The 25,625-nt window shown below is 61.1% G+C and carries 21 protein-coding genes and 1 tRNA gene; 6 read left to right on the forward strand and 16 right to left on the reverse strand.

Annotated features, from left to right (window positions below):
- Positions 1-35 precede the first annotated feature (35 nt).
- Together NKI15_RS01975 and NKI15_RS01980 are read right to left on the reverse strand one after the other, a co-directional pair.
- A complete protein-coding gene (locus NKI15_RS01975; RefSeq protein ID WP_023672351.1) occupies positions 36-1,574 on the reverse strand; it encodes a sugar ABC transporter ATP-binding protein in 1,539 nt (512 codons plus the stop codon).
- Positions 1,575-1,696: 122 nt separating this feature from the next.
- Complete coding sequence (locus NKI15_RS01980; RefSeq protein ID WP_023684049.1) at positions 1,697-2,659, reverse strand: sugar-binding protein; 963 nt, start codon at positions 2,657-2,659, stop codon at positions 1,697-1,699.
- A 581-nt stretch (positions 2,660-3,240) separates the two neighbouring features.
- Here NKI15_RS01980 and NKI15_RS01985 point away from each other — a divergent pair.
- Positions 3,241-4,344: a LacI family DNA-binding transcriptional regulator gene (locus tag NKI15_RS01985; RefSeq protein ID WP_031193979.1), complete on the forward strand. Its 1,104-nt coding sequence runs from the start codon at positions 3,241-3,243 to the stop codon at positions 4,342-4,344.
- Positions 4,345-4,490: 146 nt separating this feature from the next.
- Positions 4,491-4,745, forward strand: coding sequence for a hypothetical protein (locus NKI15_RS01990; RefSeq protein ID WP_198024972.1), 255 nt, complete (start codon positions 4,491-4,493; stop codon positions 4,743-4,745).
- Positions 4,746-5,103: 358 nt separating this feature from the next.
- Here the strand turns inward: NKI15_RS01990 and NKI15_RS01995 are convergent, their stop codons facing one another.
- The 12 genes from NKI15_RS01995 to NKI15_RS02050 all read right to left on the reverse strand — a co-directional run bounded on the left by NKI15_RS01995 (position 5,104) and on the right by NKI15_RS02050 (position 17,232).
- Positions 5,104-5,697: a hypothetical protein gene (locus NKI15_RS01995; RefSeq protein WP_352514437.1), complete on the reverse strand. Its 594-nt coding sequence runs from the start codon at positions 5,695-5,697 to the stop codon at positions 5,104-5,106.
- 546 nt (positions 5,698-6,243) lie between these two features.
- Complete coding sequence (locus NKI15_RS02000; RefSeq protein WP_023734807.1) at positions 6,244-7,155, reverse strand: ABC transporter permease; 912 nt, start codon at positions 7,153-7,155, stop codon at positions 6,244-6,246.
- A complete protein-coding gene (locus tag NKI15_RS02005; RefSeq protein WP_023695008.1) occupies positions 7,152-8,252 on the reverse strand; it encodes an ABC transporter permease in 1,101 nt (366 codons plus the stop codon). Before NKI15_RS02005 ends, NKI15_RS02000 begins: the two co-directional genes overlap by 4 nt.
- Positions 8,249-9,772, reverse strand: coding sequence for an ABC transporter ATP-binding protein (locus tag NKI15_RS02010; RefSeq protein WP_352514438.1), 1,524 nt, complete (start codon positions 9,770-9,772; stop codon positions 8,249-8,251). Before NKI15_RS02010 ends, NKI15_RS02005 begins: the two co-directional genes overlap by 4 nt.
- A gap of 3 nt (positions 9,773-9,775) precedes the next feature.
- A complete protein-coding gene (locus tag NKI15_RS02015; protein ID WP_196814159.1) occupies positions 9,776-10,873 on the reverse strand; it encodes a BMP family ABC transporter substrate-binding protein in 1,098 nt (365 codons plus the stop codon).
- 26 nt (positions 10,874-10,899) lie between these two features.
- On the reverse strand, positions 10,900-12,279 hold the full coding sequence (locus NKI15_RS02020) for an amidohydrolase (protein WP_352885646.1): 1,380 nt from the start codon (positions 12,277-12,279) through the stop codon (positions 10,900-10,902).
- 1 nt (position 12,280) lies between these two features.
- Positions 12,281-12,940 carry a glutathione S-transferase family protein gene (locus NKI15_RS02025; protein WP_023671213.1) on the reverse strand — a complete coding sequence of 220 codons (660 nt, stop codon included), beginning with the start codon at positions 12,938-12,940 and terminating at the stop codon, positions 12,281-12,283.
- Positions 12,937-13,782 (reverse strand): aromatic ring-hydroxylating dioxygenase subunit alpha, encoded by an 846-nt coding sequence (locus NKI15_RS02030; RefSeq protein WP_352500100.1) that lies wholly within the window; start codon positions 13,780-13,782, stop codon positions 12,937-12,939. Before NKI15_RS02030 ends, NKI15_RS02025 begins: the two co-directional genes overlap by 4 nt.
- Entirely contained in the window at positions 13,779-14,432 is a 654-nt protein-coding gene (locus NKI15_RS02035; RefSeq protein WP_352514440.1) for a Rieske 2Fe-2S domain-containing protein, read from the reverse strand. Before NKI15_RS02035 ends, NKI15_RS02030 begins: the two co-directional genes overlap by 4 nt.
- A 157-nt stretch (positions 14,433-14,589) precedes the next feature.
- Entirely contained in the window at positions 14,590-14,856 is a 267-nt protein-coding gene (locus tag NKI15_RS02040; protein WP_023742258.1) for an acylphosphatase, read from the reverse strand.
- Positions 14,857-15,295: 439 nt separating this feature from the next.
- Complete coding sequence (locus NKI15_RS02045; RefSeq protein ID WP_352514441.1) at positions 15,296-15,970, reverse strand: retron system putative HNH endonuclease; 675 nt, start codon at positions 15,968-15,970, stop codon at positions 15,296-15,298.
- A complete protein-coding gene (locus NKI15_RS02050; protein ID WP_352514442.1) occupies positions 15,967-17,232 on the reverse strand; it encodes an AAA family ATPase in 1,266 nt (421 codons plus the stop codon). Before NKI15_RS02050 ends, NKI15_RS02045 begins: the two co-directional genes overlap by 4 nt.
- 437 nt (positions 17,233-17,669) lie before the next feature.
- On the opposite strand from NKI15_RS02050, the gene NKI15_RS02055 reads away from it, so the two are divergent.
- The 4 genes from NKI15_RS02055 to NKI15_RS02070 all read left to right on the forward strand — a co-directional run bounded on the left by NKI15_RS02055 (position 17,670) and on the right by NKI15_RS02070 (position 23,350).
- Entirely contained in the window at positions 17,670-20,672 is a 3,003-nt protein-coding gene (locus tag NKI15_RS02055; protein WP_352885647.1) for a DEAD/DEAH box helicase, read from the forward strand.
- Positions 20,673-20,788: 116 nt separating this feature from the next.
- Positions 20,789-21,568 carry a recombinase family protein gene (locus NKI15_RS02060; protein ID WP_352514445.1) on the forward strand — a complete coding sequence of 260 codons (780 nt, stop codon included), beginning with the start codon at positions 20,789-20,791 and terminating at the stop codon, positions 21,566-21,568.
- 128 nt (positions 21,569-21,696) lie between these two features.
- Positions 21,697-22,131 (forward strand): hypothetical protein, encoded by a 435-nt coding sequence (locus tag NKI15_RS02065; RefSeq protein ID WP_352514446.1) that lies wholly within the window; start codon positions 21,697-21,699, stop codon positions 22,129-22,131.
- Positions 22,132-22,699: 568 nt separating this feature from the next.
- A complete protein-coding gene (locus tag NKI15_RS02070; protein ID WP_352515102.1) occupies positions 22,700-23,350 on the forward strand; it encodes a hypothetical protein in 651 nt (216 codons plus the stop codon).
- An 83-nt stretch (positions 23,351-23,433) separates the two neighbouring features.
- Here the strand turns inward: NKI15_RS02070 and NKI15_RS02075 are convergent, their stop codons facing one another.
- Both NKI15_RS02075 and NKI15_RS02080 read right to left on the reverse strand, forming a co-directional pair.
- Complete coding sequence (locus NKI15_RS02075; RefSeq protein ID WP_352515101.1) at positions 23,434-25,299, reverse strand: site-specific integrase; 1,866 nt, start codon at positions 25,297-25,299, stop codon at positions 23,434-23,436.
- A gap of 99 nt (positions 25,300-25,398) precedes the next feature.
- A tRNA-Arg gene (locus NKI15_RS02080) sits at positions 25,399-25,475 on the reverse strand.
- Positions 25,476-25,625 lie beyond the last annotated feature (150 nt).

A 25,625-nucleotide genomic window follows, 5' to 3' on the forward strand; every position in this document is an offset into this window, starting at 1 on the left:
CCCAATGCGCCGGACCGGCAATCGCCTGAAGCCCGCTAGTTTGCCGGCTTGCCGACCGCCAGCAACAGCACGTTTTCCTGGCTGAATTGTTCCTTGTCGAGAATGCCCGAGATCTGGCCCTCATGCATGACGGCGATGCGGTCGGACACGCCGATCACCTCTTCCATGTCGCTGGAGATCATCAGCACGGCGACGCCGGCATCGGCCAAGGCTCGCATCAGCCCGTAAATCTCGGCCTTGGCGCCGATATCGATGCCGCGCGTAGGCTCATCGAGGATCATCACCTTCGGGTTCATCGCCAGCCATTTGCCCAGCACCACCTTCTGCTGGTTGCCGCCCGACAGCGTGCCGGTTCGCGTCTGCACCGACGGCGCCTTGATGCCGAGATTGCTCTTCTGCTTCTCGGCGGTGGCGGTCTCGGCGCTTGCCGACACCAGTCGACGCTTCGCATGCGCCGGCAGGTTGGGCAGCGAGATGTTCTGCGCGATCGACAGGTCAAGCAAAATGCCGGTCAGCTTGCGGTCTTCCGGAACCAGAAAAATGCCATGCGCGACCGCATCGGCCGCCGAACCCAGCACAAGCGGCTTGCCGTCGAGTTCGAGCCCACCGCCAAGCGTGCTGTCGATGCCGAAGAACACCCGCGCCAGTTCGGTGCGGCCGGAGCCGACAAGGCCGGCGAGGCCGAGGATTTCACCGCGCCTGATGTCGAGGTCGACCGGCCGGGCAGGGTAGGCGGGGGTGCGGATGGCTTTGGCCGAGAGCGCAGTGGCGCCCGGCGCCCGAGCCGCCTCGGAGGCCTTCTCGCGCTCCTTCAGCATGCGGCCGATCATCAGCTTGACCATCTGGTCGTGGTTGATGGCGCTCTTCGGCAAGGTGCCAGCCAGCATGCCGTCGCGCAGCACCACGACGCGGTCGGCGACGCGCTCGACCTCATGCAGCCGGTGCGAAATGAAGATGACGCTGATGCCATCGGCCTTCAGCGCCTTGATGACGTCGAGCAGCTTGTCGGTTTCGGCGAGCGGCAGGCTCGACGTCGGCTCGTCGAGGATCACCAGCCGCGCCTTGATCGACAGTGCCTTGGCGATCTCGACCATCTGCTGCTGCGCCAGCGACAGCGAGGCAACCGGCGTATCGGCGGAGAAATTGGCGCCGACGCGCTTCAGCAGTGGCGCCACCATTTCGCGCAGCTTGGCGCGGTCGACCAATCTCAGCGGCCCGCCGCGCAACGGCTCGCGGCCGAAGAAGATATTGGCGGCAACATCGAGGTTTTCGAAGAGATTGAGTTCCTGGTGGACGAAGGCGATGCCCGACCCCAGGCTGCCTTCGACGGTAAGCCCGTCATGCGCAACGCCGTCGACGGTGATGGCGCCGCTGTCTGGCCTGGTGACGCCGCCGAGGATCTTCATCAAGGTCGATTTGCCGGCGCCGTTTTCGCCGACCAGGCCGATCACCTCGCCCGGCCTGACCTCCATGGAAAAGCCGTCCAGCGCCACCACGCCCGGATAGGTCTTGCGCACGTTCTCGAGGCCGAGGAACGGGGTGGTTGCGACGATAGATGGGTCGGAATAATTCATCACGCCATATTTGATCAGGCTTGCCAGCAGCCGGTGGGCTACAGACTGACGGGCCTTGGCAGACCCGTCAACACGATCGCCGGCTCAAGGCGAACCCTGAGCCGGCGCAACTGCTCGTGGTCTCAGTTTCCGGACATCGCCTTCAGATTGGCGGCATAGGCGTCGACATCGTCCTTACCGATGATCTTGGTCGGGATGATGATCAGGCCGCCTTCCGGAATGCCTGATTTGTCGCCCTTGAGATAGGCGGCCATCAGCTTCATGCCCTGATAGGCCCATTCGAAGGGCTGCTGCACGACGGTCGCCGCCACGGTGCCTTCCTTGACGCCGCCCAGCGTGATCGGATCGTCATCGAAGCCGACGACGGTGATCGAGCCGAGCTTCCCGGCGTCGCGCAGCGCTTCATAGATGCGCGGCGTGTTGTAGGAATAGAAGCCGACCATGCAGGTAATGTCGGGGCTGGCGACCAGCGCGTCCTCGACATTCTTCTTGGCGCGCGCCTGGTCGATGTCGTCGCCGCGCACGTCCACCAGTTCGATCTTGCTGCCGGCGAGGCCGTCCTTCATGCCCTGGATGCGTTCCTTGGCATTGTCGGCGCCGAGCAGGCCGACGAAGCCGAGGCACTTGCCGCCGTCCGGCATCGCTTTCTTGGCGATCTCGGCCGCCTGCTTGCCGGCGTCGACATTGGACGAGCCGATATAGGCAACGCGCTTGGTCTGCGGGGCATCGGAGTCGGTGGTGAACAGCGCCGTTTCCGACGCGATCTTGTTCAGACCGTCGGTCGAGGTCTTGGGGTCGACGGCCGAGACCATGATGCCCTTGACGCCGGCGGTCACCAGATCGTCCATCAGCCGCTGCTGGATGGCGACCGAGGACTGCTCGGGATATTTGAGTTCGAGATTGTAGTCGGGCAATTCGGCCTGCGCCTTCTTGACGCCGGCTTCGGCGGCCTTCCAGAAATCGGAAGCGCCGTTGACGACGAAGGCCAGCGTCGGCTTGTCGTCGGCGCGCGCAATGGCTGTCGCGGTCAGGCCAAGCAGCAGGGCTGCGGTGGCCACGGATGCATGTCGTATCAAGGATTTCATGTTCAACCTCCCGTTTTGGCTCAGTCGTCGGACTGAACCGATCTTGCATTCACTGACTTGCCGCTCGCGATTTGGACGCCCTCCTCCTCAGGGGTTCCCGGCGCTGAAGAATGGCGTCGTCGGTCGCGATCACGGACTTTAGAGACTCATCCCGTGCTCGTAAATAGTCTGATTTGTCTGACATATCACATGTCCGAGACCAGGCTTGCGGAGGCAAACCCCGCTCGCCATCGGGCCATTCACGTGCACTTCTCGCCGCACGGGGTCCCACCTGACCGGACACGGCGGATTGACGTTACAGCGTCGTTTTGTATTAGTAAACACTATTAGCAGAGGTCTCGCGCGGACACTCGGCGGTGGCCCTAGGTCTAGTTTGCCCGAACAGGTGCAGCACGGCTTCGCGCAAGCAGATGCCTTGCAGTCCTCAAATTTCACGCGGCCCGAAGCGGCATGGCGGCGAACTTCAAAGCTGCTAATAAAGATAAACGCCTTCGACTATTTCCATTGGTCGACGGCGCGACACCATCTTGTCGGTGTGGCAGGCTTGCGACTAGACAGGCTGGGGATTGGGACGCAATGCCATGAGCGAGACGAGGGATCCGGACGACACGGCGAAGCGGCGCAAGGCGCCGGCGAGAGCCGCCAAGGGCGGCCGCGTCACCATGACCGACATCGCCAGGGCAGCCGGTTGCTCGCAGGCGACCGTCTCTTTCGTGCTCAACGATTCGCCCGGCATCCGGCTGTCGCAGCAGACGCGCGAGCGGGTGATCGACGCCGCGCGTGCGCTCGGCTACGCAGCACCCGCCTTCTCGGCGCTGCGCAAACCTGTTGCCGCCTTCGATGGACTTGACGGTGTCATCGGTTTCGCTGTCGACCAGCTGGCGACAAGCCCGGAAGCCGTTGTCGCCATCGAGGGCGCGCGCCAGGCGTCGTGGAACGCCGGCAATGTGTTGCTCGTGGCGCAGACGATGGGCGACTCCGTCATGGAGCCGCGCGCCATTGCGGCGCTCACCAGGCGCGGCATCTCGGCGCTGATCTACATGACCATCTTCACCCGCGAGATCACGGCACCGGACTTCCTCTACGGCCTCGACATCCCGGTCATCCTGCTCAACTGCTACACGGCCGATTATGCCTTCCCGGCCGTGGTGCCGTCCGAGATCGCCGGCGGCCAGAACTCGACCCGGCATCTGATCGGCCACGGCCACCGCCGCATCGCCACCATCACCGGCGAGCCGTGGATGCAGGCCGCGCAGGACCGGCTCAAAGGCTACCGCAGGGCGCTCGCCACCGCCGACATCCCGTTCGATCCCGAACTGGTGGTCGAGGGCGACTGGTCGGCGAGCGCCGGCTACGCGGCGACCGTGAAGCTTTTGGCGCTGAAAGAGCGTCCGACCGCTATCTTCTGCCAGAACGACCGCACGGCCATCGGCTGTTACGAAGCGCTGAAGGAGGCGGGCCTGCACATCCCGCAGGACATCTCCGTCGTCGGCTATGACGACGAGGAGATCGCCCGTCACCTGTTCCCGCCGCTGACGACATCGATCCTGCCGCACATGGCGATGGGCCAATGGGCGATCGAACAGCTCGAAGTGCCGCCGCCTGCCGGCCGCGGCCGCTATCCCATCACCAAGCTGGAATGCCCGCTGGTCGAGCGGGAGTCGGTGGCAGCTGTGGCTGGATAAAGCTGAACCAACCCATCCCGATGCAAATCGGGATGGGTCTGTTTGGTGGTTGTGCCTCAGGGCAGGGACTATCCGGGAACGTGCCGCGGTTAGAACCGCAAGACGACAAAGGAGCGCCTGCGATAGCAGCGCCGGCGCAGCCGGCCATGCCGCCAGAACGTGCGGCAGTGCCGTCTCCAGACATGCCGCCTGTGGTGGCGACGATGGTGCCATCGCCGATGCGAGATCTGCTCAACATCGCCAGCGCCTTCGTCGTCATCAAACGAATTGGCATCCTGCTTGTCGAGTTCATCGAGAATGCCGTTGCCGACATTGGGAACCCCGGCCACGGCCTCGAGAGGCCGAACCGCGGTAGCAAGCGCCGCGGCCCCCGCAACGCCAAACAATGCTGTCAAGAATGATCGCCGATCCATCAAAACCTCCATCAGCAAGACAAGGCTAACATGACGAGCCTAACACAAAGCAGCTAGAGCGGGTGATACAAAAGGCCAGAGGCGAATCTTCGAGCCGGCCCAAACGGGTGACCGGACGGACGGCAGAGGTCAGATTAAGGCCGCAACCGGGCGGCGCGCTTCCTTCGGCTCGGCGACCAAGCCATGCAGAATACCGCCGATGAAAGCGCACAGCCTGACCGGTTCCGCCTTTCCGCGAAACGCTGAACCGCTCGGCAAAGCTCTCTCCCTAAGAATGCCCGCCACCTTGCGGCATTGGGGCTGGCTGAGAGACTGATGCACCACGGCACATGCGATGTTGCGGTACTCAGCGCCGCGCCAATATCCGGCAGAGCTCCTTCAGGTCCCGGTCGTAGGTGCCCTTGCCGCTGAGCACGCTGGCGCAGCGTTTCTTCATCTTGGCGATCTGGCCGGCCGACATGGCGCTGATGGCAACCACCGCCGGTCGCGTCGGCACCGCCGGCGTGTTGGGATCCCGAGGGCTGGTGGGCGCGGTCGGTGCGCCAATGCCGACCCCGACCCCGGCCGTCACCCCATTGCCCACCCCGACACCGGCGCCGACCCCGACACCGCTGCCGACGGTTGCGCCGACCCCGACCCCGACGCCCGTGCCCACCGATGCGCCGACGCCGGCCGCAACGCCGCTGGTGCCGCCAACCGTAGCGCCGACACTGGCGGTGGTGCCGCTGGTGCCGCCGACCGTTGCGCCGACATTGGCGCCCTTGCTGCCGCCGACCGAGACGCCGACGCCAAGCCCGCCGCCACTGCCGCCGACCGAGACGCCCACCCCACCGCTGCCGCCGATGCCCACACTGACCCCGCCCGCGCCAGCCGGAAAGCACAAAGCCACGGCAACAGCGCCACCGGCCAAGGCCTTTGTTAAACTTTTAAAGAAATCCATAATGACGCTCCCCGTGTTGGTTGCCTGTACGCAGGTTGAACAGCATCCGTTACCAATATGATTACGCGAGTGTAGCGTTTTTAGTTTCTGCGAGAATAGGTAGTATTGGAAATCGTTGATATGGCTGCTTGCGGCGATCGGAATATATATTTTGGAATTGGCGGAAAAAATCGAGGATTTGCGGTTAGACTCGGAACCTTAGACAGGCAGGACGAGTGCTCGCATGCGGGAATTTACCGGGCGCATGCCTCAGGCCATCTTGCGACGCCGCTTCGCTAGGCTGCGGTGGAGAATGGACCTCGAGAATGGGGCTCGTACTGCAGAAAAGGGGACGACCCAAGAAACCCGCGACGATCTCCACCGATGTCGGGCGCGTTGTGCGTCACATCGTTCCGCTGCTCGCAGTCGACGGCGTCAGCGCTACCCTTGCGGGCATACCTTCGCCCCGTTTGGCGTTTCTGCCCTTTGGATCGGATGCCGATCGTCCGCTGGCGTTTCGAATCTCTTCAACTTACGCCGAGTTTCGCAAATCCACTTTCATCCCGGCTAACGTTCGAAGGGTTCGCCAAGCGAGGCGACACCGTTCAGCCTGAGCAAGCGGCGGTCCGCCGAGATGACACCGAGCACGACGATCGTAACGAGATAGGGAAGGCTGGAAAGCAGTTGCGATGGCAAGTCCAGACCGGTCGCCTGGGCGGCGAGGCTCATCAGCGAAACCGCGCCGAAGAGGCAGGCACCCAGGAAGATGCGGCCAGCGAGCCACGTACCAAAGACAACGAGTGCGATCGCGATCCAGCCACGTCCGGCAATCATACCGTCCGCCCAAAGGGGCGTGTACACCGCCGCCGCATAGGCGCCGGCAAAACCCGCCATCATGCCACCAAAAGCTATGGCCGCGACACGGATAGCGATGACCGGATAGCCGATGGCGTGGGCTGCCTTGGGATTCTCGCCGATTGCCCTCACGACAAGGCCGACTCTCGTATAGGCAAACATCGCCCAGATCGCAAACGTCACGGCAAGGGAAAGCCATACGACGACGTCCTGGACAAACAGCCTGCCGACTACCGGGATTTCCGAGAGGCCGGGAAAGACAAGTTTCGGGAGCCCCTTCACCGTCAAGCTCTCGTAGCTTTTGCCGAACAGCGCCGAAAGGCCTTGGCCGAGAATGCCGATCGCAAGGCCTGTCGCGACCTGGTTTGCCCGGAATCCGAGTGCCAGCACTGCAAAGACGAGGGACAGGACGGCGCTACCGAGGCCGGCGGCAACGAACCCCAGCAGGTGTCCACCGCCGTGGTAGACGACGATGAACGCGAGCACCGCGCCGAGGGCCATCAGGCCCTCTACGCCGAGGTTAAGAACACCGGCGCGCTCGACCACCAACTCGCCGAGTGCGGCAAGGAGAAAGGGGGTTGCCGCTGCGAGCATGCCCGAAATAATGAACTCGACGGCGTTCATGGCTGGCTCAGGTGATGGGGGCGGCGCCACTCGATGCGGTAGCGCACGAAGGCCACAGCGCCGAGATAGGCGAGCAGCAAGCTGCCTTGGAAGACGCGGACGGCGGCGATCGGCAGGTTTGCCGACACCATCGCATTGTCGCCGCCGATATAGAGGACAGCCATGAAGAGCGCGGAAAAGATGATGCCGACTGGATGCAAGCCGCCGAGATAGGCGACAATGATGGCCGCATAACCGTAGCCGGTCGAGATCGAGCGCTGCAGCTGGCCGAGCGGACCCGCGACTTCCGCCGCGCCTGCCAGTCCCGCCGCCATGCCACCGATCAGAAGCGATAGCCAAATCGCACGCCCTTCGCTGAAGCCGGCGTAACCGGCCGCGCGCGGGGCAAGGCCGCCGACCTTGAGCTTATACCCCATGAAGCTTCGCTGCATGAAAACCCAGGCCACCAGCGAGAGCGCAAGTGTGATGAGCAGCGAGACGTTGACGCGGGTACCGGTGATCAGGGTCGGCACCATCGCGTCGTTCTGAAACATGACGGACTGTGGGAAATTGAAGCCGGCCGGGTCCTTCCATGGGCCGAGCAGCAGGTAGTTGAGGACTTGCGCCGCAACGAGGCTCAGCATCAAGGAGACCAGGATCTCGTTCGCATTGAGCCTGACGCGCCAGAAGGCGGTGATAGATGCCCAAAGTGCACCGCCGAGGGCACCGAGAAGCAGCATCAGCGGCCAGATCCACTGCCCGGTCGCCTGCGGAAACCAGACGGGGATCGCCGAGGCGAAAATAGCGCCCAGGATAAACTGGCCCTCCGCGCCGATGTTGAACACTTTTGCGCGGAAACCGATCGCCAGCCCCTGAGCAATGAGGAGAAGAGGCCCCGCCTTCAGCAGCACCTCCGCGAACGATGCCCAGGAGAGGAACGGCTCGAGAAGCATCGCGTACAGGACGGCCGCCGGATCTCGGCCTATCAGCACATAAAGGCCCAGATTGAGGATGATCGCCATGCCAAGCGCGACAGCAGGGGCCAGCATGGCCGCGACGAGCGAGGCATGCTCCCGGCGGACGAGCGCGGGGAGGAACGTCGCGGCCCAAACGCTCATGCAGGAACCTTCTCTGGCGAGGCATGTGCTCCGATCATGTATCTGCCGATGTCTTCGGGGCGCGTGTCCCGCGTGACCAGAGGCGGACTCAGCATTCCATGATGCAGCACCTGGATGAAATCGCAGAGTTCGAAAAGTTCCTCGAGTTCCTCGGAAATTACGAGGATCGCCACGCCCAGGTTGCGCAACGCGATGAGCCGCCTTCTGATGGCGGATGCAGCGCCAATGTCTACACCCCAGGTCGGCTGCGCCACGAAAAGCAGTTTTGGCGACAGCATCATCTCGCGACCGACGATGAATTTCTGCAAGTTGCCGCCGGACAGCGAGCCTGCTTCGGCATCCGGGCCGGAGGCGCGGACGTCGTACTGACGGATGCATTCGCTGGTGAAAGCCGTCGCTGCGGCGCTGTTGATGAGGCCGCGCCTCACGAGATCGAAAGGATGGGCGGTAAGAACGGTGTTGAGCACGAGCGACATTTCAGGGACCGCGCCGCGTCCCAGCCGGTCTTCGGGCACGAAGGCGAAGCCAAATCTCCTGCGCGCGGCCGGATCGAGTGTGCCTACGTCGCGGCCCATCATGTAGATCCGGTCGCGTTGTTCCTTCAGCAGCATCGCTTCGCCCGAGATGAGCGCGGCAAGCTCGCCTTGGCCATTGCCCGATATTCCGGCTATGCCAAGGATCTCGCCTGATCGTACCGTGAGGCTGATGCCGGAGAGCGGCGTGGCAAAGGGGTCGTCCGGCGTGTAGTCCATGTCGATTATTTCCAGCCGCTTCTCCCCCTCGGGCATGGCCAACGCGGGCATCACCTCGGGCATGTCGCGGCCGATCATCATCCGGGCGAGGTCGTGCGCATCATAGTCGCGCGGGTCGACGGTGCCGATAACGCGCCCTCCACGCAAGACCGTCGCCTGGTCACAGATCGTGCGAATTTCCTCCAGTTTGTGGGAGATGAACAGGATGGACACGCCGCGGTCGCGAAGGCGCCTGAGCGTGTCGAACAGCTTCTTCACCGCCTGCGGCGGCAAGACCGAGGTCGGCTCGTCGAGAATGAGCAGCTTCGGGTCCGTCATCAGGCAGCGGATGATCTCCACCCGCTGCCGTTCGCCGACCGAGAGCGCGTGCACATCGGCGAGAGGATCCACTTCAAGGCCAAAATCCTGGCCGAGGCTGCGGATGCGCGCCGCCAGCTCCGCCTTGCCGCCGGGGACGACGAGCTGGATGTTCTCGACGACAGTCAGCGTCTCGAACAGCGAGAAATGCTGAAAGACCATGCCGATGCCCCTGCGCCGTGCCTCAGCCGGCGAGGCAAGGCGCAGAGGCTCTCCGTTCCAGACGACGGTGCCTTCGTCCGGCTGTTCAACGCCATAGATGAGCTTCATCAGCGTCGATTTGCCCGCCCCATTCTCCCCGAGGATCGCATGGATCGATTGGGGCGCCACGTCCAGATCGATGGCTTGGTTGGCCCGGATCTGGCCGTAGCTCTTCGAGATGCCGCGGAGCGACAGAAGGGGCGGGGTCATGACTTACTTCGGCAGTGGTGTGGTGACACCCTTGACGTGCCAGTCCATCGCGACGATCTCGGGATCCGCTATCGTCGCACCGGCGGCGGCGGCTTCGCTGCCGTCGGCCTTGGTGATTGGACCTGTGAAGGGCGAGAAGCTGCCGTCGGCGATCTTCGCCGCCACTTCCTTGATCTTCGTCATCGTGTCGGCTGGGATATCTGAGTTCCAGTCCACGACCTCCACCACCTTTTCGGCGACGCCGAGGAAGGTGTTGGCGCCCTTGAAAGTTCCGGCGAGATGGGCATCCACGGAAGCCTTGAAGAAGGGCGACCAGTCTGTCGCGATGCAGCCGAGATATTTCTTCGGTGCATATTTCTTCATCGACGAATTGAGGTTGAACGCGTAGACGCCAGCCTCCTCGCAGGCCGAGATCACGGAGGGTGTGTCCTGCGCGTTCGAGAAGATCACGTCGCAGTTCTGTGCCATCAGCGCCTTGGCGGCTTCCTGTTCCTTGGCCGGGTCGAACCAGGAGTTCACCCAGACGACCGATACCTCGATATCGGGATTTACGGTCTGTGCGCCGAGCGTAAATGCGTTGATCGAGGTGATCAGCTCCGGAATGGCGAAGGCCGAGACGGAGCCGACCTTGCCGGTCTTGGAAAGAGCTGCGGCGGCTATGCCGAGCAGGTAAGTGCCCTGGAAATACTTCGCCGCGAAGGGCGAGAAATTCGGCGCGGTCTGGAAGCCGGAGGCATGCAGCACGGTGACCGCAGGATCGCGGCGGGCGATCTGTAATGCACCATTCTGGTAGCCGAATGAGCCGGCGATCAGGAACTTGTTACCGTCGGCGACGGTCTTGTTCATGATCCGGTCGGCGTCCGGCCCTTCGGCGATGTTCTCGATGACGGTGATCTTCACCTTGTCGCCGTATGCGGCCTTGACCGGCTCGAGGCCGGCGGCGAGCGCATGGCCCCAGCCGACATCGCCGACCGGCGACGGGAGCACGAGCGTGATACCGAGCGGCTCGTCGGCCGCAAAGGCGGGACGGCTGCCAAGCGCGCCGGCAAGCCCTGTCGCGGCAAGGCCCTTCATCAGAGTTCTGCGGGTCAGATAGTTCAGCATGTCAGTTCCCCTGTCTTAAGTTGTTAGAATTCCACCGCGGCAAAGGCGGCTTCCGCGTTCGCAGCAAGCCGGGCCTCGTTCAGCCCGGTAAACGCACCCTTCTCCCAGACGATGCGGCCGTTGATCATGGTCATGTCGGTGGGCATGCCGATACCGACCTTGGCGATCAGGCTCAATGGATCGTGGCGCGTGCCGACATAATCCATGCGGCGCGTGTCGATCGCGAAGAGGTCGGCGCCCATGCCGGGCGACAGTCGGCCGATGTCATTGCGGCCCAGAAGCGCGGCCCCGCCCGTTGTCGCATAGCCGAGGAAATCGACCGGCGCAGGCACGGGATGAGCGCGCGTCGAGGCAGCCAGGCATTGCAGCATGTAGGCGGAATGGATGCAGTGCATGAGGTTGGAATTGTCGTTCGAGGCAGCACCGTCGCAGCCGAGACCGACGCGCAGGCCAAAGGCGGACATGGCGGGAATATCAGTCACCTCCGCACCCACCAGATAGACCGGCTCCGGGCAATGCGAGACACCGGTGCCGCTCGCCGCCATCAGCCGCAGTTCGTCATGCGTCAGCTCCCAGCAATGGGCATAGAAAGTGTCTCGGCCGGCAAATCCGAGGTCCTCGAGATAGTCCACCGTACGCATGCCATGGCGGGCCTCGATGATCGGGCTTTCGCCCTCGCCGACATGGGTGTGCATCCGCACCCCGCGATCACGCGCCAGCGAAACCGATTCCACGAAGGTCTCGCGGTAGCAGTTGACCGGCTGGCAGGGAGCGACCACGACCTGACGCATGCTGAAGGGACTGGTGTCGTGATAAGTGTCGATGAGGCGTGCGCAGTCGGCAATGAATTCGTCCGTGGTCTCCAGCATCTCGTCTGGAATGGTCGACCCTTCCGATTTTGGCAGCGTGTTGCCGCCGCGGCCGGCGTGGAAACGCATGCCGAGAAGGTCGGCCGCTTCGAACTGCCGGTCGATGAGCCGTTTTCCGGCATGGAGCGGAAAATTGTACTGGTGGTCGAAGGCCGTCGTGCAACCGTGCTTTATCAACTCTGCCATCGCCGTGATCGAGGCGTGGTAGAAACAATCCTGGTTGAGCCGGGAGAAGATCGGATAGATCCGGTCGAGCCATTCGATGACCGACAGCTTCGTCCAGTCGAGGTCGGCACGGTTGCGCACAAAGCACTGAAAGAAGTGATGGTGCGTGTTGACGAGGCCGGGATAGACGAACCAGCCGTCGGCGTCCTGCACGATAGTACCGGCCGGCAACTCGCTTCTGTGCAGGCCTTCCCCGATTGCCTCGATCTGCGGGCCATTCGTCAGCACATCGACATTGCGCCGGACGCTCGGACCCCTGCCCTCGTCGGTGATGACCGCTGCGCAATTCTTCAGGAGATAGCCGGTCACCTCACGCCTCGTCCGGTATGGGTCGCGGTTCGGGCTTCAACTCGTGCAGCCGGTGGATACCGGGCATCTCGATGAAATTGTCGAGGCTGCGGAGCGCTCGCGACCAGAGTCGGATCGTGGGATACGGATCGAGGGAAACGCCGCCGTCGGGCGCGAGCGCGACGTAGGGAAAGCAGGCAATGTCGGCAATCGTCGGCCGGTCGGATGCGAGAAACCGATCGCCACGCATTTTTTGTTCGAAAAGGCCGGCTTCCAGCTCACGCAATGCCGCTATGCCATTGGCCTGAAGCGCACCGATGTCACCGGGACGCAGCAGCATCTCATGCAGGCGCGCGCCGCCGAGGTTGGCGGTCAGCCTGTGCGAGAAGGAAAGCCATTGCTGGATGCGCGCCGTCTCCTCGGGGGCGCCGCTGCCGAGCCAGGCCGGTGCTGCCTTCGCGGCGAGATAGCCAAGCATGGCGGAAGACTCGGTCAGGATCAGGTCGCCGTCTTCAAGGATCGGGATGGAGCCTCCCGGATTAAGCGCCATAAGCTCGGGGCCACGATGCTCGGCGCCGGGATGGAAGTCGACCGGGCGGATTTCGAGCTTCACACCTGACAGCGTCGCCATCAGGCGCACCTTGTAGCAACTTGGGGAGAGGATGTAGTCGTAAAGCTTCATTGTGCCACCAATTGCGCGCCGTAGGTATAATTGTGGCGCTTCAGCCAGCGGCGATAGGCGATCGAGGTCAAGTCGGCGCGCGTCGGGATTTCCATACCGGGATCGAGCGGCAGAAGACGCGGGATCTGGTTTTCGAGGATCGAGCGGTCCTGCAGGAAAATCGTCTGCTGGAAATGGATGAGGTCGGTCTGTGGCGTCTCGTCATCGAAAAGCGCCATCCACGGCCAGACGTCGCAGAGATCCTCGGCAAGCGGTTGGACGAATAGCGTAATGACATCCCATTCGCCCGGGCGCGGCGGGCAGGTCTTGTAGAGGACTGAGCAGGTCGGGGCCGGCACGCGGTACATGTATTCCGTCGTGATACCTCCACTCGCGGATTTCGCCGCCTGCGGCTGGTAGAACTTCACCTGGGTCGCCCAGACCTCGTCCTCTTCCTCGCGGATCTCGACCTTGTAGTTTTCGACCTCGGTATGTGGCTCCGAGCCGAGGATGTCGGTATGGACGAAGGGGAAGTGCGCGATGTCGAGGAAGTTCTCGACGGCGCGGAGCGGCGAGCAGCGCACCCGCACCACGCCGACATCGACGAAGCGGCGCCCGGGTTGGTCTGCCTCGGGAATCGGAAAGACCGGTTTCTTCGGTTCGCCGAGCGACGACCAGATATGGCCATAGCGCACCGAAACCGGCAGCACGCGCCCGTTTTCGCCTGTCACTTTCGCCGCGCCATTGGCGTCGAGCGCAACCTTGATCGGCTCGTCCATCAGGGTGGTCTCGCGCCCATAGCGGTCGAGCCGGCTGAAAAGCCCGACCGGATACCATTCGTCGCGCATCGCATCGTCGATCATGGCACAGCCCCTTTCGCCTCGATCCCTTCGGCCATGCGCCGAAGGCTCTCGGCGGCTCGCGAGGCGGCGATGCGCTCGGACGCATCGCAATCGGCTGGAACAAGGACGTGGATCAGCGTCTCGCCGGCTTCCTGCGGGATAGGCAGCAGGCGAATTGCCGGCGCGCCGGGTGCCTGCCAGACGTATCCTTCAACGGTGGCCTTCGTACCGGCAGCGACCGAGAGCGCCGAATGTCCGGCACGGGCCGTCAATGAACGGAGCGGCACGTAACCCTCAAAAAGGGGTGGGTTGCCGTCAGGCTCTCCATCAGCGACCCAGATGATCCCGCCGGCCTCTTCGACCAACCGGGTCGCAACGCGAATCGTCTCCGGCGGCGTGAGGCTGGGATGGGCAGGAATGCGCAGGCACTGACCGGCCTGCGAATAGGTCCAGCCGTGATAGATGCAGGAGAGCGCCTCGCCGCGCACGAAGCCATGGGAGAGGCGCATACCGCGATGCGGACAGCGATCGGCCGATGCCGCCAAGCGCCCCGATTGGCTTCGCCAGAGGGCAATGGGACCGGCGGGCGTCCGCGCCGGCATTACCTGTCCTGTTGGCAGATCCTGGGAAAGGGCGACCGGCACCCAGGTGTCCGTCTTGTCGGACAGCATGACCTTACTTTCCGTACTGATACCACTGTTTCCCGACCAGAGAGATGCCGGCGCAAGGAGTTGGCGAACCGCTCGATGCGGCTGACGTATGCATAATTATTTCGCAATTGCAATATTGGTTAAATTAAGTGCAAACGGACGGTAACCACACGCAATGCTACATGTTTTTTTGCTCGACAGGCGCGCGGTCGATCGTCTCGACCCAGACCTCAATGGGCCCAAGCGAACATCCCATCTCCATCATGTCGATCAGTTCCGCCGCACCGGCAATATCGAGTTCGATGCGATCGGTGCTTGCATGAGCGATGTGGTGCGCGAGACCGAGCTTGGCCGCATGGCGCATGATCCAGGGCAGGAAGGACGCGGGTTCGAGGTGGCCGCGAATGGTCATCCGCTCATGCAAGCGGTGTTGACTTTGCTTCATCACGGACGGAACGCGCACCTTGGTGTCATGGTCGGCAGCATAGCGTCTGACTGAATGGGCGGAAGTGGTAATCGACGCGCCAATAACACCGAATATCGACTGATCGCCCGTGCCTAGACCCGGGCACTCATGCATGTCGCCCAGAAGTGCCGCGGTTCTGGGACAACGACATCCATTAAAACAAAGACTTCAAGCGGGTCGCATGGATCCGTTCAGCGTGACGCGCTTAAGGGTTATCTGAGCTATTGTAATACATGGGTAGATTGGCGCACCCGACAGGAGACGCCCTCTATCCGACGAAGCTATTGAACCAAAAGACATTTCTGACGAGCCGTCGCGGCCGTGTGTACCAGTTCTTTGTGGTTGGCGGAAGTCCGGAAGGCAAAATGGGGAGGGACTAGATTGGACCCCACGGCATCCGAGAAGCAAGGATTAGCAGCTATGTCAGTCCGAACTCGTCCTGAAGGTAACGGGCTGCCACGTGTCCAAATGTCGGCCTTGCGCCAAGCTCTGGTGTTGTCCAAAACGCAATTTCTTGGGCAACATCATTGGCAGTCAGTTCACCGCTGTCGATAGCTCGCTCAATATCCATCAACACGCTCGCTCGCTCGCCCGACAATGCCGGGTTGTCTAACCAAAGGACTGAAATCATCACCTCCGCAATCGCGTCATTTTGGAACTTTGGGATAACAGTACCAGAGACGCCATAGGCGAACCTCTGCTCGCATTCCAAATCCCAGGGAGCGATATGGGAACCCTCGTCGAACCACGAACCCTTCGCTTCGCCACATGTTTTTGGAAGAGATGGGGAAAGGCTGTTCCCACTGCCACATGAAGCAACGAAGTTTAGATACTCCAGGCTCAGGTCGTTGTCTGATTTTGGTCCATAAGTCTTCCTAGGTCTGAAGTGCTCAATGTGGCTGTCAGAAAGATTCGCGTTCAGCGCTCGTCCGCAATAGCAGCACACGAAATGCTGCTCTGAGAGGAGCGCAGCGAGAGTTGCGTCGCGTGGATTGCCGGAAAAGTTACGCCAACTTGGTTTCCAGTCGTCATTTTCCAAGGCGAGCCACTCAAGGAATTGTGCTGGAGACTCTTGTTTCGACGAATATTTCACAAGGGCGTCCGTGTCCTGCGATTTAATCTCGCTCGCAAGACAGCCACTTCCGGCGGCGAGCCCTCAATTTCGTCCCGCATAGCTTCTAGGAGCGCCTGGGCCTTCGAATAGTCGCCTACAGTTATCGCCCGATCAGCATCCTCGATCAGCTTGTGCGTCTTTGCTCGGCGCTCATCGGAATCAAAAACGCTTCTGAGCAGGTGGTTGCTATCCCGGCCAAACACGGCAGACGTTCGCTGAACTTTTGTCCCTCGAGCCGAGGAAGCGAGCACTCGGACACAACTGGCGTGCACACTCCCTAGAACTTGAGGCGAGTGAGTGGTCAATACAAACTGGCATTTGGGGAATGTGGAAAGGAGCCAAGGTATGAAATGACGCTGCCATTTCGGATGAAGGTGCAATTCTACTTCATCAATGAGAACAATAGCTGAACCGGATAAAGGACGATCTCGATCAGCCGCGATGTTTGATAGCCGTCGGGCCAAATCGGCACCTAGCGCCATTAACACCTGCTCACCCGTGGATAGCTGACTTATATGAAGTGGTGTTCGCCCTTTCATGACAGTAATGCCACGAGGCGCGTCCACATTGAAGAATGGCGTCTTCAGCCCCGTGGCCTTTGTAATAGCCTGACGAACAGCCTCTAACTGGTGATCGACATAGCGACTGCGAGCTTTTTGGCGTCGCAGTTCATCTGTCTCTCTGTCTTGAAACCAATACGTCAATTTCCTGAAGTCGATACCCCAGCTACTTATCCCGTCCTGAAAAGTGGCTAGTGCGGTATCGTTCGTCTTATCCCTCCTTCTCTTTGGTATTCTAATCACCGAGCGGGATTGATCATAATAGATCGGCAGGGTTTCGCCTCTTAGATAATCTAAACCGTCCGACTGGTCGGCCGCGATGGCCTTTATAAAACTATTCAGGCCAGTAAGGTCACTACCCGTCGGACGTAGGACACGCTCGCGCTGACCTTGCTTTCTTAAAGCCCACGCGACCGGTCCGACCCGGTCATCGAAAGCCTTTAGCCTTAACGTCGTTTCGCTCGCCCCCAATCTGACATCGGTGTCCTTCAGGCGCCCAGCGCTGCTCGGGGATGATGCCAAGCGTGCGCTGTACTGCGAAAGGAGCACGGTAAGTGCGTCGAGAATGCTGCTTTTGCCGGAGCCATTGGTTCCGACGAGCACGGTCAGACGCTTATCAAAATTTATCGAGACCTTTGAAAGGCCGCGATAGCCTTCACACTCAAGCCTGACCAAACGCATCAAATTGCCTCGAAGCTTTATGAAGAGCCATTTAGTGGCCTGTGAGGCCCCTTGCAGTGACGCGGTAAAGCCAGCAAAGCGCTTGAACCTAAAGGGTTTTCTAAGCAACCATGTAGCCCCTGTGTACCAGTGCCGGGGGAAAGGTGGAAGCCTCAAAAGGAATTTAGGGGTCAATAATCTGACAGGTCATCTTGCCAGGGGCGGGGCCGACCTTTCCCCCCTTGGGGTGTCGATGGGACCCGTTCAAACTTCCAAAACCGTCTCTGCCCAAAGTAGCGCGAACTGAACGGCGAAATTTGCATGAGAGCCGCTATCGTTTTGTCCCTCGCGTCCTTTGGGGGGGCGGGCCTGCCCGCATCTCCCCAAGACCGGCAGCCTTGGCTCCGTCAGGTCTTCGACTACTTGCATGGGCAAGGACCCAGGGACGACCATGTGGCTTGGGCACCATCCGCATTGGCTCGCCGCCGACGCATCGCAGCCGACAGCACTCAGAGAATAGCGAACTCCTCTGGTTAACGGCGAAGGCACTGGCTATAGTTCGTCGATATTTGGGGGATAATATGCAGCCAACCATACCGAAAGATCATGGACTCTCTGACAAAGTTTTGGGCAAACCTGAACTTTTGCCAGCGGCAAGCGGCATGCCGCTTCTCACGGACATTCAGTTCGAAGCTTTAGAAGCAGGCGTAGCTCGCGGAGAAAGTCTTCTTGTCAGTGCGCCGACATCGACCGGTAAGACCCTAATCGGTTGGTGGACAGTGGCATCAGCCATTGAGGCAGGCTACACGGCCGTTTATCTCGTCTCTCATCGGGCGTTGGCCAAACAGAAATTCGAGGAGGCTAAGAGATTATTTCTTGGTGACTTCCTGGCTAACGACCGTTCGGCGATTGTCTGTGCGACGGGGGACAGTGTCGAAGATGCGGCAGGTCGGAAAACAAATGCTCCCCTTTCTTCTGTCATCTTGGTTGCAACGTACGAGAAGTTTCTGGGCTGCTTGTCCGTTGGTGGGCCGCCGCGTGACCTGACAAACGTCTGCTTTGTCTGTGACGAAGTTCAGTTGGTGGGGGATAAACATCGCGGCCAAAACGCCGAACTTCTCCTGACGTTAATGCGGCGAGCGGGGTGGCGGCAGTTCGTCGGGCTGTCTGCGGTTCTGAGCCCCGGCGATGCACAGGCACTGGCTAGTTGGCTGGGGATCACCTTGATAAGAAACCCCAATCGCGAAAAAGCATTGACAATTGAGTGTCGAACACCCTCGGCAACGCTCTCCGTCTCCGCTGGTCCGGGCTTTGAAGGGCTGCAGCAACAAGGGCCGCCTAGTCGAAATCGCGATGTCATGGGTGTGATCGGAGAGCTACTTCAACAGCAGCGAAACCCCGTCATAGTTTTTTGCATGAAGGTCGACGACACATTTGACCTCGCGAGAATGTGGGCTCAATCCCGACCGGCCAGCCAGCTTGATGCCCCTGCCGGGTTAGACGTTGAGCAGCCGCTCTTAGACGCTTTGCGCAGGCGCACAGCCTATCACAACGCCGAACTGACCGAAGATGAAAGATTGTTCGTCGAAGATCGCCTCGCTTCGGGCCAGGTCGATGTAGTCTTTGCCACATCAACTCTCGCAGCCGGGGTCAACTTCCCTTTGGGTAGTGCCGCGTTCGCCTCTTGGAGAAGGTGGGATTTTGACCGTCAAACGCATGTGCCTATAGGCAGAGACGAGTTCCAAAACATGGCCGGCCGTGTCGGCAGGATGGGGCAGGCTGTCGCTACAGGCCACGTTGTGCTCACGGCTGACGGAGTACAGGAAAGTAGGCAGGCTCAAGCGCTAATGGACCTGACCACCCAAGCTCCGCTGGGTTTGGGCATTACGCCAGACCATTTTGGGACCCTCACACTTCAGATTTTCGCAGGGAGGCTGTGCACAAGCAGAGAGGATGCATTCGACCTAATCGGATCAACGCTCACGGCATCTAGAGAGCGGGAGCGAAACCTAGTTGGTATAGATCACTGGCGAGACAAGTTGTTTAGTCAAATTGATCGGCTTTGCGACATCGGTTGCCTGATAGAACTGCATGGACAGATTACGGTCACAACTTTCGGCATTGCCGTCGCCCACTCGGGCCTTAAGCCGGAGACAGCAATTTTCTTCATCGAGGGGCTGAAAAGGTCCTCTGCGCAACTCACTCAACTGATCGATCGGGCCGGGAACGGTACCAGCGAAGACGATTTTGTCTTTGTGCTAAGCCATGCGGCAATTCGGTCCCCGGAGTTTGGCATTGTTGGCGGCAAGGCTACCCGTATCCTCAACTGGAGAATAGGCCGGAATGGCCCAGTGCCGAACCCTTACGCGACTAGACTGAACCCAATCTTGTTTGACCAGCCGTGGATGGCAGATGCGGGAGCGGCTAACGGGGCGTTGCAATTAACGGAGTGGGCGGCTGGAACAGCTAGGGGTCAAATTGAAAAGATTGTGGCGGGGGTCAGGTTGGGGACGGTTCAGGGGGTAGCTCGCGATGTGTCGTGGGTTCTTACAGGGGTGTCTGAGATTATTTCGAGCGTGACGTCTCCGACCTTGGCCGATGAAAGCAAGCCAATCGCGCTACGCGGCAATGGTGAAGATGTTCAAGACGTGAGGCGACTTGCCCGCGCGATCCGCCGTCAGTCGATCAGGTTAGGGGTTGGCGTGCCCAGCGATGTGCTTTGGATGTCCGAACTAAGACTGCCCGGCCTCCAGTCGCGCCTCCGCCGTGATGATATTATGAGCTTGCGAAGGGGTGGGCTTTCGAGGCCCATGGATTTGATGGATGGCAGCGATCAAGCGGATGAACGCCGACGTATAGCGCTTGGCTTGCAAGAGCGTGGTGGCATAGCCAACCTAATTCGGAATGCAGCTCGGACTTGGCGGCAGGACGACCGAAATCACTCTAAGACGACGCATCTTCGGCGAGCAGACCGCTTGATGCTGCGCGACCAGATAGCCGCGCTGTACGAGAAGCGAGGGACTGATCTTGAGCAGGCATTCAGTATATCGCTAGGAGGGCTTGGGATACCTTGCCAACCACTCGATGTGACCGGTCGCCAAGGGTTTCCCGATTTCCTTGTATCGATTGAGGATTTTGTTCCGATTGTTGTCGAGGTGAAATCTAAAGTTAGCGATGAGGAGACGGTGCCCTTAAACGCAGCTACCGAAGTCCTCGCGGCATCAGAACTGGCGGGGCTGCGAAACAACCCTTGCATCACCTTGTGCAGCCCCGGTGTAGACCCGAGCGTTCCAACGTTTATCGAGGCCGCGAAGCGTTTGTGCGTCATCGACGTCTCCGATTTTTGCGAAGCCATCCTGCGATTGCACGAGGGAACGCTTACAAGGGGTGGGTTCTACAACTGGCTGACAACGCCCGGCATTGCGCTAGCCGAGGCGCTTCCTTCGCCGGCCACTCGTTAGCGGTCCTCCTTCAATAGGATTGTGCCAGTTCTCCCGGCGATGAGTTTTCGCAAGGAGGCCTTCACAAATTGCCTAACCCTCGTTAGACTGTTTGGGAATAGCTCAGGAGCGAACCCATGTCTAACACCGTCACCGTCCCCCTCTTCGTTTCCTATCTACGCGTCTCAACGGCCCGCCAAGGCGCATCAGGCCTCGGCCTTGAGGCGCAGCGCGAAGCCGTAGCCGCCTACATCCGAAGCCGCGCAGGGGCCGCCGCTGAGCCGCTGAGAGAGTATGTTGAGGTCGAGAGCGGCAAGGCCAACGACCGGCCCCAGCTTCAGGCAGCCCTTCGCCACGCTAAGCATGCTCAAGCCACGCTCATCATCGCCAAGCTGGACAGGCTCAGGCTCAGCCGTAACGCCGCCTTCCTGCTAACCCTCCGGGACAGCGGGGCGCGGTTCGTGGCAGCCGATATGCCGGATGCCTGCGACCTCACTATCGGGGTCTTGGCGTTGGTGGCGGAGCATGAGCGGAAGATGATCCAGAGCCGCACCAAGGCGGCCCTAGCGGTCAAGCGAGACACATTGGCCCGGGAAGCCGCCTCGTTGGTAGCGCAGGGCCAGGAACCCGTGAGGCGGCTTGAAGACGGCACGGTGCGGCCTCTCCGCCTTGGCAATCCTAACGGCGCGGACTGCCTGCGAGGCCTCGGCAATGGGGCGGCGGTGGCGACTTTGAAGCGGGGCGCTCAGGACCGGGCCGAAGAGTTTCGCGATGTGGTCCGCGATGTCGATCCAGCCGGCGCACTGTCGGCGCGGGGGCTAGCCGGCGCTCTCAATCAGCGGGGCTTTCGGTCGCCACGCGGCGGGTGCTGGACAGCGCAAAGTGTCATCAGGCTGAGGGCGAGGTTGGCTGAGTAGCGTGGGAATTCGACAGGAACAGCCTGTTCGCGGATGAATATGCCTTGCTAACAAATTCAACGGGTTACAGTTAGTGCACCTTAGATGAAGAAGGAGCGCCATCCGGCTCTCCGTATTGAGGGTCCGAAATGGATGATTGGAATGTGAAGCGAGGCGTCCAAGCGCACAACCTTAAGCGTGCTGCCGCGTGGACAGCCATGCTCAAAGCTGCTGCACGGCAACATTCAGTGCAACCCATCACCGCAAAACGCATCAAGAATGATAAATATGCGAAGCTGTACGGTGATAGCTCGATAGTGCTCGCCTCAACCCATGGTGTGAAAGCGAAGACCATACGGGGCCTGCGCGACATGCTTGGGACCTTGTTTGGTATGGCGGAAAGCAACGGCAGTCAGCCAGAAGAACTTTTCCAGCGGTTCGAGGACTACGACCGTGCCCACAAACGAACTCGCAATACTCACCGGGATAAGGCGAGGAAGGCGAGGCAGGATGAGGCTAAGGCTGACGCTGAGGCGTACCCGTTTATCAGCATGGCCGGCTTTCTTGAAAATTCAAAGACTTAAAGTTAGGCGGGGTAATAGGAAGAGGAGCCCTCCGGCCTTCCTCATAGACCCATATCTAATTCCTCATCTCCCTCCCCTTTGAGCCGGCTCAAGGCAGCCCCGACCGGTCAATAGGTCTGGCCCTAGAGCCACCTCTTCGCCCCCTCAGACTGCCCAACTCTGAGCAAGCCGCTGAGGAAAAAGGAAGGGGCAGAACAAGAGCCACAGCCCCAGCCCCTAAGCCCTTTGAGCAGTCGAGGGAGAGGGTGTGATGACTGACCACATCATTGCCTCCCCTCAGGGCGGCCCCATGGCCGGACAGGCCCTGAGCCTCCCTTGAGAGATACCATCCGTTGCCCTCTGCTCGATGGGTCACCCTTGAGGCAGCATCAGCGGCCCTTAGAGGAGCCCGGCCCGCCCCTCCGCGACGATCACCCAAGACAAGCGCAATGCCCAGCCCGAGAGGCCACCGCCTCGCTCGGAAGGGCAGTCCTATGCGCCTCGCCAGATGCCGAACCCCGGCTAACCCCCGGCCCCGCCAATGGGCCACCACCCAAGCAGCAACACCAACGCAAAGGATAGAACCCCTATGTCACGTTCGACCACCAACTACCCAGCCACCTCATCGGAGGCCCTCAAGGCCCTCGTCGCATACCACGACCAAGCCGTCCTGCACTTGAAGGGCCCCTCGGTCCCTAAGGCCAATCTAGCGCTCCTCCTCGTCGGCCTTCCTCATGGCCCAATCTCCTCAGCCAGGGTGATATTTGACAGCCCCGCCAACTCTCCCACCATCGCCTTCACCATCAAGGACCGCAACGAGCGGACCATAGACCCCGAAGGCTTCCTCATGCTCCGTGTCCTGATCCTCTTCGGCATGGGTCTATTCATCGACAAGAACCAGAAGGGCGGTGAGGAAAGGCACTATGTCGAGCTAGGGCATGAGGGCGGCATTACGCTCCTCCGCCTGATGGCCGATGCATACCCGCGTGAAGTGGTCAGGCAGCAAGCGGACCACCATGACCTAAGGGCCTCGGCGCTCGCCATTGTTGGCGGTAAGCCCACCGTGGTCAGGGGGAGGAGGGAGGCCTTGGCAGAGGCACTCAAGTCCTACGATAATAATGCAGTGAAGTGGGGTCTATCAGCCCTGCTCAGCCGCCCCGACTACCAAGCACTGGTGCGGGGTAGCTTCAGGCTCTTTGACCTAGCGCACAGCCACACGTTCCTGAGAGCGCTGCTCTAAGGCCTGCCCCGAAGTCTCCTTAAGCTCAAGGGACGGGGGCGGGGGAGAGGAAGTTAGAAGGGGTTCGGCTCCTCTCTCCCGTCTCACTCTTTGACAGCTTTGCGCTGCCTTACTGCACGGTCCCCGCGCCGAGACCATTTAGGCAAGGCCCGGACCGCCTGAGGGGCCTTAATGCTCCCCATGGCATCGGCCAGCGCCTTGAGCCCGAAGCCGCCCCCATAGCCTCGCCCAACACCGCCCCCGCCGACATGCCCCGTAAGCGCATCATGGGTCTCCTCAAGCACCCCTGCGTCCCGCGCCATCCGCTTGAAGCTGTGGCGGAAGGAATGAAACACAAGGTTGCTATCTGTCACCCCGGCTTCAATGCGCAGGAAGCGGCCAAACCACTTGGACCATGCTGTCGATCTGTAGAATGGGTCTGCGGACTTGATGTCTGGCCAGAGGCTGGCCTCGTCGCCCCCCTTGGGCTTCCTATCGAGCAAGGTTTGCCGGTAGCTCAGAAGCCCCAGCCTTTCCAACTCAGAGTGCACCGGTACGTAGCGCCTAGAGCTAGCCGTCTTGATGGCCCTGCCGCCCTCGGTGCCGATGTCGAATAGCCATATGCCCGTCTCAGGGTCCTGCCGAAGGTCCTTGATGCGAAGCTGCGCGATCTCGTTGAGCCGCGCCCCCGAGAGGAGGGCGATGATGGGAAACCAGTAGGCAGCATCACCACCGCCGCCTTCAGGCCGCTTCCCTGCGGTGTAGACCCCTGTCCCGAAGATGGCCTTAAGGTCCGCCTCGGCGAACGGTGCCCGCCTGCCATCTTCCCCGCGCCGGTCTACCGTGAGGGCGAGGCCTTTGAAGGGATTGGTGAAGCCCTGCACCGCATCGACCAACCCTTCTTTCTCCGCAGCGCTGATGATCGCCGAGAGCAGGTTGAGATACTTGTTCACGCTCGCTGCATGCACAGGCTCATGCGCCCCAAGGTCCCCGGCAAGCAACTCCCTAAGCGGCAAGGCTCTCTGCTTGTCCGTCATCCTCGTAGGCATCTTGGCGAGCGCATTGCGGAAGTCTCGGGCCTTCTCCTTGCCAACGTCCCCGAGCCTCAGGTCGCCATGCCACTGAGTGAAGTAGCGCACCGCCCGCTCTGCCTCGCGAAGGGTATGGGGTGAGGACTGCTTTCCTCCCCTCGCAGGGCTGCCCTTCTGCCACAGGTCATAAGCCTCCGAGAGGAGCGGCCCCTTGCCGGCGTTAGGCTGGGGCGTAGGGATGTCATCGCCTGCCTGCCTTCTCCCCATCATCTCATAGGCCTTTACGTGCCCCTTGAGCACCGCAAGGCCAGCGTCACGGTAGAAGGGGGAGGAGGGGTCTATCGGAAGCTGCTGCGCCTTCAGGTAAGTGTGAAGCTCCGCCCTGACGATCTCGGGGTTACGTCTCGCCAGTGCCGCGCGATACTCCCGCAGGAGGTCGGCGATGTGCTCTCCAAGGGCTTCAAGGTGCCCCTCTGCCATCCCCTTCTTGCCGAAGCGGGGGTCTGTGAGGTCAGGCCAAGCGGCTCTCTCCTCAGGGGTCTGCTCGTGCCGCCTAGGGTCGCCCTCTTCGCGCTCCTCTTCGTCGGCCCCAAGCAGGGCGGTGATGGTGTCCGCCTCAATCTGTTCGGGTGATGGGTAGCCGGGGTGGCCTGCCCCTTCGTCCAGCGCCCCGCCATTCAAGAGGCGCAAGGCCAAGGCGAGGAGGTCAGTGACACGCACCGCCTCCCTTAGGTCGAGCCGCTTGGCCAGCTTGTAGTCTACCGTCTTTAGGGAAACCGTAAGCTCCCGCTTGAAGTGGCCGGTGGCGGGATTGACCAACTCGCCTAGCCGGGAGCGGAGATGTGGGGGCACAGGCTTGGCGGCAAGCTCTAAGGGGAGCCGCTTGCGAAACTCGTAGATGCCTGAAGACCGCCGCTGCATGTAGCTCAAAGCCGCCATGATGAACCGCCCAAGTGGGACCCCTTTGTGTACAAGGCGGCTTTGTCTAAGGTCCTGAAACCTTATACCTTTTGGCTTTTCAATGCGCTAGGGAGAAATTGGCGCACCCGACAGGATTCGAACCTGTGACCTCTGCCTTCGGAGGGCAGCGCTCTATCCAGCTGAGCTACGGGTGCCTTCAGGGAACCTGAAAACGAACCAGCCGATAGGCCGGCCAGCCACGGCTTCTTAGCGGAAGCCGCGCCGGGCTTCAACGGGCAATTGGCGTGGCGATATTTTCGAAGCCACGTCGCGCGACTTGGCAAGTTCGCGTACGCCCTGCAATC

Source organism: Mesorhizobium sp. M0862 (genome assembly GCF_040319795.1).
In the GTDB taxonomy this organism is placed as follows: Bacteria; Pseudomonadota; Alphaproteobacteria; order Rhizobiales; family Rhizobiaceae; genus Mesorhizobium.